The following is a 10,159-nucleotide window of genomic DNA, read 5'->3' as shown; positions in this document are numbered from 1 at the left end:
ACCACCACCATCGTGATGACGACTCGTGGCGTTCGCCGGCTCGTCGCACCGCGAGTGGCCGTACGCCCACTCGTTCGCCCCGCACTCACTGTTCGCATACCCTCGCGCTCCTTCGCACCCCTGATGGTCGACGCACCGCGGTCGGCGACCGCGTCGACTCAGTGTCCCCTCAAGTCACAGAAATCTCACTGGTGTCATTACGCCTCAGGTGTTTCTTACACGTCGTGGCACAGGTTGGCGCGACGCCACGCTGTGGCGGGTGAGATTTTTGTGACTTCTGTGATGTGAGTTGCGCAGATAGCCGGTCATGCCGGACCAATGAGACAACCCCGGCCGACACCGTGTGGTGGCGGCCGGGGTTGTCCCGGTGCTCAGTTGATCGTTGCTCAGTCGAGCAGTGCGCTACTCGATCAGTTGAAGAAGCCTCGCGAATAGGCGTTCCAGACCATGTCCTGCCAGTAGCCCCAGGCGTGGGTGCCGTTGGCGTAGTAGCTCATGATCGGCAGGCCGTTGATGAAGGCGAGTCCTTCGAAGGCCTTGGCCTGGGTGAACGCGAGGAACTCCAGTGTCGAACCCTTGAACAGGTCGTCGAAGACGTTCGGCAGCGCGTTGTACTTGCCGAAGAGTCCGTTACCGGAACCGACGAAGAGTTTCAGGCCCTGCATGCGGTTGATGCGCAGCGACGGGTCGTTGTCGTACCAGCGGCCGTCCCACGGCGGGCCCCACATGGCGTCGACGTTCCACGGCTGCGGGGCGACGTCGAGCATCGCCAGACGGATCATCGTGTGCATGCCGGGGGCACTGAGGAAGTTGTAGCCCGACAGCGAGCCGGCGGCGTAGTAGAGGTCGCGACGCTTGGAGGCGAGGACCAGTGCGGCGTTACCACCCATGGACACGCCCATGATGGCGTACTTGCCGTTCTTGCCCTGGAATCCGTTGGCCCGCAGTGCCTGCGGGAGGCGGTTGTTGATCACGCACTCCCACATGTAGCGGCTCTGCTGGCCGTTGAAGTTACTGGGCGCGTTCCAGTTGGTGTAGAAGCTGGCCGGTCCGCCGATCGGCTCGACGACGTTGACGCCGCGATTGACCAGCTCCTGGACGTTGGTGTTGATCTCCCAGCCGGAGAAGTCGTACTGGGCGCGCATGCCGTCGAGCAGGATGACGGTGCGCTTGTTCTGCGGCTTGAACCAGGTACGAACCTGGACCTTGCCGGGAGCCATGGACTTGTTGCCGAAGGCGCCGTTGGTGGGCATGCCGCAGGCGTCGATCCACAGCGTCTTGCGGAAGCCCGTGCCGTTGATGCGCGCATCGGCCTGGCCCGTCCCGACCACTGCTCCGATCAGACCCGCGACGGTCATCACGGCGACCACAATCGCCACCAACCGTGCACTGAGTCCCGTGGACGCCTTCGGTTTCAGTTCACCTACACCCATCGACCTGCATTCTCCCTCTGTCACCGGTTCCGACGCAGATCAGCCTTGCGTCGAACTCCGGACTACACCTCTGCGACGTCCGATCCCCCACACCGAACCCTCGCGCAACTTTGAGCACGAGGAACCCCCCGGCAGCCTATTGCAGCCACCGAACCCTGACAAACTCTGTGATGTCTCTCACAGCTCTCTCAGGTTGGCGCGGACGGATCGGTCCCACCGCAGTTCTCACGGTCGGTCTATCGGTCGCACTGCGCGGCACGTTACCGATTCGAGATAATTTCTCGCAAGTTCCTCCGATGCTGCGCGAAGGTTCCTCACAGCGTTCCTCTTAACGGGTCAGCGCGGGTGGATGCGCGGCGGCATCGTCAGACCGCAGTGCTCGATCTCGTATTCGGGGTTGCGGTCGATGCGATAGTCGGTGAACGTGAACGACTGGATCAGGTTGCTCTTGAACCGCTGCCACGTCCACGGCGCCTCGTACGAGGCGATCCGATCCCGGGTGGCCGGACACGTCAGGGCCACCTGCGCCTGACGTACGACGTCCTCGTCGAGGAACCCGGGCAGGATCGGGGCTCGCGATACCGCTCCGGCCTCTGCGACCACCCACTCGGTCGGCAGCACCTTGTCGTGCCCGATGCGGCCGTCGTCGAGGCGCTCGGTGTGCGCGGCGATCGGATACGCCAGCCCCATCTGGTCGATGACCCGCACGTTGAGCGGTGCATTCATGCTGGTCATGCCGAGATTGAGGAAGAACACCGTCAGGTGGCGCTTGTCCTGTGGGGTATTGGCGGGGAGGCGGGCGATGTACCACTGGTCGTAGTCGAAGGACGCGATCAGCACGCCGCCCTCCTTCTGATACTGCGCGATGTCCTCGACCATCGCCTTCATTCGCGGATAGTCGAGGTAATCCTTGGCGGTGACCGGGTTCTCGATGCCCATGTTGGTGACGTAGAAGCGTCGCTCGTCGACGATGCCGCTGCGGCCGATGTCGATGCCGGCGTTGGGCAGGACATCCTCGTGGACGATCGCCGCCCAGGCGATGGTGGTGATCCACATGGCCGCAAGGACGGTCGAGCCGACCAGCTGCAGGCGTGTGCGGCGGGCGCGCAAAGCGCCGTCGGCGTCAGCGGGAGCGCTGTCGGCGGAGGCGGGGGCGCCGTCGGCGTCCGCAAGAGCGCTGTCGGTGTCGGCGGGGGCGCTGTCGGCGGGGACGGGCCGGCGAGTGCGGCGGAAGGCCGCGGCGACACCGCGCACCGGGATGGTCACCGGAATCACCATGAGCGGCAACAACATCACGAACAGTGGTGTCAGCAGGACGCGGCCGTGCATGAAGTCGCCGCCCTGACGCAGCCAATACAGCCCGACGATGAGGCCGGCGAGCACCATCGCGGTGACCACCGCGCCCGGCGTCTGCAGACGCCGCGACCACGACGCCAACCGGCCACGTACCGACTTCGGGGTCTGCGACGGCGGCTCGGTGGGGCTGAGCTTGCGTGCGCGCACCCCGACGGCGAGCAGGATGCCCGCCATGAGCGCGAGGACGACCGGCAACAGCAACGTGTAGGGCCCGAAGAGGTTGGCCAGGTAGATGAAGCCCTGATGCCACTTGGAACCGCTGGCGTCCTTGGCGACGGCCGGGTTGGGGACCAACAGGGCGTAGTAGCCCATCCGGAAGATCTGGTAGCCCACCGGGAGGATCGCGGCGACGACGACGATGCCGACACGCATCTTCCACGTCTGGGGCGCCAGGAACACCAGCACCAGGGCGATACCGCCGATGACCGTGAGCTCGGGCCGAACCAACGGCGCCAGGCCCGCCCAGAAGGCGAGGAACAGTGTGGCCGCCGAGCCGGCGCGAGTCGCGTCGGCCCCGGAAGGTCGCCGACACCAGGAGATCAGCAGACACCACAGCACCGCGGCCCAGAAGATGCAGAGCCCGTTCTCCAGGCCGCTGGTCGCGAAATCGCGCGCCGGCGGCAACGCGATGTAAATGATGGGGCCGAGCGGAAGCAGCAGTGTGAAGCCGTCGCCGGTGATCCCACCGAGGCGTCGACGCAACAGGCGGGCGGTCCCGTACATCGCGATCGGCACCGCCGACACCGACAACACCAGCGCCACCCACAGGGCGACGTACTCGAGTTGGCCGTCGGTCACCCACGCCCAGAACCACAGCAGGTAGGTCCACGCCGTGGAGGTGTTGGCCTCAACCCGCTCTCCGGCGTTGAACACCGGCCCGTTGCCCGCGAACAGATTGCGCAGGGTGCGCAGGACGATGAGTCCGTCGTCGGCGATCCAGCGCCGCTGCCACGCACCGATCGCGAAGAAGGTGGTGACGGTGATGGCACCGATCAGGAAGCTGATGATGGCGGTCCACTCGCGGCCACCCCAACGCCGCCATGCGCCGACGTCGACCGTGCGCTTCTTTGCGTCGACCGGGCGCTCATCTTCATCGACTGGGCGCTCGTTGTCATCTACTGTGCGCTCGTCGTCGTCGACCGTGCGCTCGTTCGCGCCGACCGGGCGCTCTTCGTCGGGCTCGTCGCCGCCGAGATTCAGACGCAGCCACTGAGTGGGCGCGTCGTCCTCGGGCAACTGCCCTCGATCAGGTGACTGCCCGTGATCAGGAGACTGCCCTCGATCAGGAGACTGCATAGACCGCGACACCCACGCATACTATCCAGGCCACCGCCAGGACCTGCAGCACACGGTCACCGAGGGCGATCTCCTCGGGTTCTCCCGCCTGACCACCGTCGATGTCGACGGCGTAGCGCAGGATCGCGATGGTGAACGGCACCATCGACAGGGCATAGGCAACGTTGGTGTCGTGGCCGGAATTCTTGTCGAAGGCCCACAGCCCGTAGAACAGCACGACGGCCGTGGCCGCCAGGGTCCACACGAAGCGCAGGTAGCTGGTGGTGTAGTACTGCAGCGCCTTGCGGATCTTGGCGCCGGTGCGCTCGGCGAGTTGCAGTTCGGCGTAGCGTTTGCCGGCCGCCATGAACAGCGACCCGAAGGCCATCACCAGCAGGAACCACTGCGAGAGTCGGATCTCGGCCGCCACACCACCGGCGATGGCGCGCAACAGGAAGCCCGACGAGACGATGCAGATGTCGATGACGGCTTGGTTCTTCAGCCCGAAGCAGTAACCGAGCTGGATCACCAGGTAGATGGCGATGACGACGGCGGTCTGCCAGTTGGCGATGAGCGCCACCCCGATCGATCCCGCACCCAGGACCAGCGCGAGGCCGTAGGCCAGCGATACCGGCACCACGCCCGCGGCGATCGGCCGAAACCGCTTGGTGGGATGGTTGCGGTCCGATTCGACATCCATCGCGTCGTTGACCAGGTAGATGCAGGAGGCGACGAGGCAGAACGCGATGAACGCCAGGCCGACGCGTCCCATCGCACCGGCGTTGGTCAGGGCATCGCTACCCGCGGCCAGCGGAGCGGCGAGGACGAGGACGTTCTTCACCCACTGACGTGGCCGGACGGCCTTGATCAGCCCGGTGGCCAGGTTCTTGGGCGGGCCCTTGATCTTTCCGTGCTCGATCGGCTCCTCGCTCATGCCTTCTCCTTAGTGGACTTGCCGCCGACGACCCGCCCCACGAGGAGGCGCGCTGTCGACCCCGGCATCAGTGCCACTGCGCCGACGCGGGCAGCAGCACCTGCGAGCCGGGTGGATCGCGGGTGGCAGGCCGCGGTGTCGGCGGCACGCTCGATGAACTGATCGCCGACGACGACGGCACCGGCGCTCAGTGCGCCGATCGCGGCTCCGGCGGCGACATCGCTCGGATAGTGCACCCCGAGAACCAGTCGCGAGGTGAGCATAGGCGGCACCAGCACCGCCGGAAGCAGGTAGGGCGGTAAACCTGCGGCCCTACCGATGAGGATCGCCGCGGCGGTTGTCGAGGTGGCGTGCGACGACGGGAAACTCAGTCGACTCGGTGTGGACACTCCGACCCGGATCCGCGGATCGTGTGGGCGCTTGCGCCGGACGATGCGCTTGATGATCACCGACGCCGCGTGCGCGCCGAAGGCGCCGACGCCGGCCTCGAGCCAGCGGCGTTGCGCGGTGGCGTCGTCGCGTCGCACGGCCAGCCCCCAGCCGACGGCGCTGATCGCCAGCCAGCCGAGGGAGTGCTCGCCGAAGTGTGAGAGTCCACGGGCGGCGGGCACGACGCCGGGCGCCTCGAGCAGCACACCCTGGACACCGATCAGTGCGGCGACCTCGCCCGACGGCTCCGCGGTCTGCGGCGGTGCGGCCGGCGATGGGCCCCGATCAGTCGATTCCGAAGACACGCGCCCAGCTCTCCTTACTGGTCAGGTCCCGGTGTTGGGCGCGGTAGCGCTCCGTCAACTCGGGGAACCGCTCGTTGAGTTCACGTACCAGCGCCGCGGATTCGCGTGCGAGGGCGATCATCTTGTCGCGGTCGCGCTGGCGGTACACCACGCCGCGGCCGTCGGCGGTGGTGACGGTGACGCCGTCGACCCGGCCGAGAGAGAACCACCGCGCCTCGATCGGCGGGTAATTGGCCTGGGGCACTTGGTGATGCCGCGGATCGGCCGGGCGCATGTTGTTGACGATCGCCCCGGCCAGCGCCCGTAGCTTGGTGACCGGGTTGCTCGGCACCGTCGTCCCGAGATGCGTTGCCTCACCACTGGTTCGGGGCAACTCGGTGGCCGACGGCAACACCACCGCGTCCGGATACTCCTTGCGCATGGCGGCGATCTTGGGCAGCGCGGTCGGCAGCAGCGAACGGATGTGATCGGGGCCGGCGAGGAAGTCGCGGATCGCCTCGTTCTGGATAGCCACCGTCGAATACTCAAGGCAGAGAAGGTGTTTGGCGGTTGCCTTGACCATGGACTGCAGAATGCCCTTGATCGGACCGTCGTGGTGGATCGCGGCGACGACGAGCCGGTTGCGCAGATGGAAGTACGCCTGCCAGTCGATGGCGTCGTCCTTGTCACTCCACGCCATGTGCCAGATCGCGATACCGGGAACCGTCGCGGTCGGGTATCCGGCCTTGCCTGCTCGCAGGGCGAATTCCCAATCGTCCCATTTGATGAACAGGGGCATCGGCAGGCCGATCTCCTCGGCGCAGACACGCGGGATCATGCACATCCACCAGCCGTTGCCCTCGACGTCGATCCGGCGGTGCAGGTTCTTCGAGTTCTCCCGGTCACGCAACGGATACTCGGCGAAGTCGTGGTCGTATTCCACGAACGGCGCCGCGGTCCACATGAAGGTGTGGTGGTTGATGACCTCACCCATGCAGTGCAGGTGACTGCGGTCCTGCAGGTTCAGCATCTGCCCGCCGACCAGCATGGGGGTGCGGGCGAACCGCGACATCGCCAGCGCACGCAGGATCGAGTCGGGCTCGATCGCGATGTCGTCGTCCATGTACAGGACGTACGGGGAGTCGGTCAGCCGCAACGCCTCGTACATGATGCGGGAGTAGCCACCGGAACCACCGAGGTTGCCCTGATCGAAGATGTGCAGCCGATCGCCCAGTGCCGCAGCGGCTTGCGAGTAACCGGGCTCGTCGACGACCTTGCGGGTGCCCTGATCGGGCATCAGCACCGCGTCGATCACCTCGTCCACCAATGGATCCGAGGTGAGCGCGGCGAGAGCGTTCACCGCGTCGGTGGGCCGGTTGAACGTCGGGATGCCGACGGTGACACGTTTGGTGTCCGGACCGCTGGGCGCCGGGATCGTCGAATACCAGCCGGCAGAGACGATTTCGGTCTCGGTGTCGGTGGTGACGTCGAACCAGATCCATCCGCCGTCCTCGAACGGTCCGAGGTCGAGCTCGAACTCGATGGTGCCACGGCCGTTTTCATCGATGGGGACCAGATCGCCACCGATGCCGATGCGGGAGCCGTCGACCTTGGAGCGGTAGAGATCGACGCGGCAGGTGCCGATCACCTCGACCCGCAGCACCACCGAGGTGAGGATCGACCAGCGTCGCCAGTAGGCCGCGGCGAAGGCGTTGAAGTAGCTCTCGAAGCTGACCTCGGACTCCGCGCCGAGGATCACCGAGGTGCGGCTCGGGGCGTGGGCACGGCGCGCATTGCTCGCGGATTCGACGAGGTAGAGCGAACGGACGTCGATGGGCTCGCCGGGCCGGGGGAAGATGACCCGCTGCAGCAGTTCGACCGCCGTGGAGTCGGGTTCGACCGTCGACGACGCGGTCACGTTCTCCTGTTGGGCAGGGGTCACACTCAATACTCCGCTCTGGTCTGCGACTGCACTGCTGTCATCGCCGGTGATCGGGCCCGGGCGTCACGCGTCGGGACCCACCAGCGCCGCACCATCTCGCAGGTGCGGCGCCAGGGTGTTCTCGAACATCGTGAGCGCACTGGCGATGGCCATGTGCATGTCCAGGTACTGGTAGGTGCCCAGCCGTCCGCCGAAGAGCACCTTGGAGTCGGTGGTCTCGGTCTTGGCCAGGGCTCGGTAGGACGCGAGCATCTCTCGGTCCTCGGGGGTGTTGATCGGGTAGTACGGCTCGTCGTCGTCCTTCGCGAAACGCCCGTACTCCCGCATGATGACCGTTTTGTCGGTCGGGTAGGTGTCGCGTTCGGGGTGGAAGTGCCGGAACTCGTGGATACGCGTGTAGGGCACGTCGGCGTCGTTGTAGTTCATCACCGGGGTGCCCTGGAAGTCGCCGGTGGGCAGCACCTCGGTCTCGAAGTCGAGGGTGCGCCAGCCGAGGCGTCCGGCGGAGTAGTCGAAGTAGCGGTCGAGTGGGCCGGTGTAGACGACGGGCGCGTCGGGGCTCTGCGCGCGTAGCTCGTCGCGCACGTCGAACCAGTCGGTGTCCAGCCGCACCTCGATGCGGTCGTCGGCGGCCATGTTCTCCAGCCACGCGGTGTAACCGTCGACGGGGAGACCCTCATAGGTGTCGTTGAAGTACCGGTTGTCGAAGGTGTAGCGCACCGGCAGCCGGGTGATGTTGGCGGCCGGGAGGTTCTTCGGGTCGGTCTCCCACTGCTTGGCGGTGTAGTGCTTGATGAACGCCTCGTACAGCGGACGTCCGATCAGGCTGATCGCCTTCTCCTCGAAGTTCGCCGCGTTCTTCGTATCGATCTCGGCGGCCTGTTCGGCGATGAGCGCACGTGCCTCGTCGGGGCTGAAGTACCGGCCGAAGAACTGGCTGACCAGGCCCAACCCCATCGGGAACTGGTAGGCCTGACCGTTGTGCATCGCAAACACGCGGTGCTGATAGCCGGTGAAGTCGGTGAAGCGGTTGACGTAGTCCCACACCTTCTGGTTGGAGGTGTGGAACAGGTGAGCACCGTACTTGTGGATCTCGATGCCGGTCGTCGGTTCGGCCTCGGAATAGGCGTTGCCGCCGAGATGGCCTCGACGCTCGATCACCAGGACGCGTTTGCCCAGTTCGGCGGCCGCGCGCTCGGCGATGGTGAGACCGAAGAAACCGGAGCCGACGACGATCAGGTCATAGGGGCCGGAGCGGGGCGAATCGGCGCTGGTATTGGATGCCACGGGTGTTCAGGGTAACCGACCCGACCGAGGGAATCCCAAAGCCGGGCAGCGATGTGGCGGGTCGGGATGCGCGGCCGATGTCGTCCGTCCGTGGGAGCGACGTTCACCTGCGAGTCCGGTAACCTGAGAGTTTCATACCGGCCTTCAGCCATTGGGCCTGCAACTCCCGATATCGCGGTCCGGGGATCATCCCCCGACCACGCGAACGAGTTCAGGGGCCGCCCGTGCCGAACGCATCGCATTCCTCTCACGACTCCGATCATCTCGCCGTCGATCGTGTTGTCGTGGTGATTCCCGCCCACAACGAACGCGACCTGCTGCCGTCGTGTCTGCGCGCGGTGCGGATCGCGGCGGACGCGGTGCCTGTCCCGGTGCATGTCGGGGTGGTCCTCGACACCTGCACCGACGGGTCCGCCGAGGTGATCGGCGCCGAGGTCGCCCCGATCGTCGGCGAGTTCGGGGCGGTCGGTGCGGCGCGGGCCGCCGGCATCGCGGCGTTGCTTCACGACGCCTCCTCCGAGACCGACCCCGAGCGGACCTGGGTGGCCACCACCGACGCCGATTCCGAGGTACCCGGCAACTGGCTGCAGCGCCATCTGACGCGCGCGGCCGAGGGCGCGCTCGCCTACGCCGGCACGGTGACACCCAAGGACTGGACGCGGTGGCCGGCGGCGCTGGCAGATCGCTATCGGCGGCGCTACCGCGATCACGACGGGCACCGTCACATCCACGGGGCGAACCTGGGGGTGCGCGCCGACGCCTATCTCGCGGTCGGCGGATTCGGCGAGCTGCCGCACGACGAGGACGTCGATCTGATCGAACGCCTGGAGTCGGCGGGTGTCTCGATCGCCTGGTGCGCGCAGGCCCCGGTGGCGACCTCGACACGTCGGCACGGCCGCGCTCCCGAGGGCTTCGCCGCGCATCTGCGCTCGCTCTCCACGACCGGACGGCGCTCGGCATGACCGCTCCCGCCACGCCCCCGCCTGAAATACCCCCGCCCGCCACCCCGGCAGCCCGGGCCCGCCGGATCGCCGACGATCTCACCGATCGGGTGTCGCATCCGGGCGAGGGCGACACCACCGCACGCTGGCGTCTCCTCGCCGACCTCACCCACGACGACATCGCCGTCGGCCGACTCGTCGAAGCACACCTCGACGCGCGCACCATCCTTCACGAAATCGCTTCCGGTACAACCGAACCCCGGTCCTTCTGGGGCGTG

The 10,159-nt window shown here is 66.7% G+C and carries 7 protein-coding genes and 1 pseudogene; 2 read left to right on the top strand and 6 right to left on the bottom strand.

The features are described 5' to 3' along the window. Positions 1-410: 410 nt before the first annotated feature. The 6 genes from B1964_RS01105 to glf form a co-directional block, all read right to left on the bottom strand. Positions 411-1,433, bottom strand: coding sequence for an alpha/beta hydrolase family protein (locus B1964_RS01105; protein ID WP_079928476.1), 1,023 nt, complete (start codon positions 1,431-1,433; stop codon positions 411-413). A 336-nt stretch (positions 1,434-1,769) separates the two neighbouring features. Further along, positions 1,770-4,025, bottom strand: coding sequence for a flagellar motor control protein ZomB (gene zomB, locus B1964_RS01100; protein ID WP_079928475.1), 2,256 nt, complete (start codon positions 4,023-4,025; stop codon positions 1,770-1,772). A 46-nt stretch (positions 4,026-4,071) separates the two neighbouring features. Continuing rightward, a complete protein-coding gene (locus tag B1964_RS01095) occupies positions 4,072-4,998 on the bottom strand; it encodes a decaprenyl-phosphate phosphoribosyltransferase (RefSeq protein ID WP_079928474.1) in 927 nt (308 codons plus the stop codon). Next, positions 4,995-5,732 (bottom strand): phosphatase PAP2 family protein, encoded by a 738-nt coding sequence (locus B1964_RS01090; protein WP_079928473.1) that lies wholly within the window; start codon positions 5,730-5,732, stop codon positions 4,995-4,997. The genes B1964_RS01095 and B1964_RS01090 overlap by 4 nt, the downstream gene beginning before the upstream one ends. Next, complete coding sequence (locus B1964_RS01085) at positions 5,713-7,629, bottom strand: glycosyltransferase (protein WP_253193838.1); 1,917 nt, start codon at positions 7,627-7,629, stop codon at positions 5,713-5,715. The genes B1964_RS01090 and B1964_RS01085 overlap by 20 nt, the downstream gene beginning before the upstream one ends. 87 nt (positions 7,630-7,716) lie before the next feature. Further along, entirely contained in the window at positions 7,717-8,940 is a 1,224-nt protein-coding gene (glf, locus tag B1964_RS01080; RefSeq protein WP_079928471.1) for a UDP-galactopyranose mutase, read from the bottom strand. A gap of 224 nt (positions 8,941-9,164) precedes the next feature. On the opposite strand from glf, the gene B1964_RS01075 reads away from it, so the two are divergent. After that, positions 9,165-9,902: a glycosyltransferase gene (locus B1964_RS01075; RefSeq protein ID WP_079928470.1), complete on the top strand. Its 738-nt coding sequence runs from the start codon at positions 9,165-9,167 to the stop codon at positions 9,900-9,902. After that, a pseudogene (locus B1964_RS01070) lies at positions 9,899-10,159 on the top strand (acyl-CoA dehydrogenase); the annotation flags it as partial. The gene B1964_RS01075 and the pseudogene B1964_RS01070, both read left to right, overlap by 4 nt.

The sequence above is a fragment of the Gordonia sp. i37 genome (assembly GCF_002043085.1).
Lineage (GTDB): Bacteria > Actinomycetota > Actinomycetes > Mycobacteriales > Mycobacteriaceae > Gordonia > Gordonia polyisoprenivorans.
This window is presented reverse-complemented; position numbering and strand designations above follow the sequence as displayed.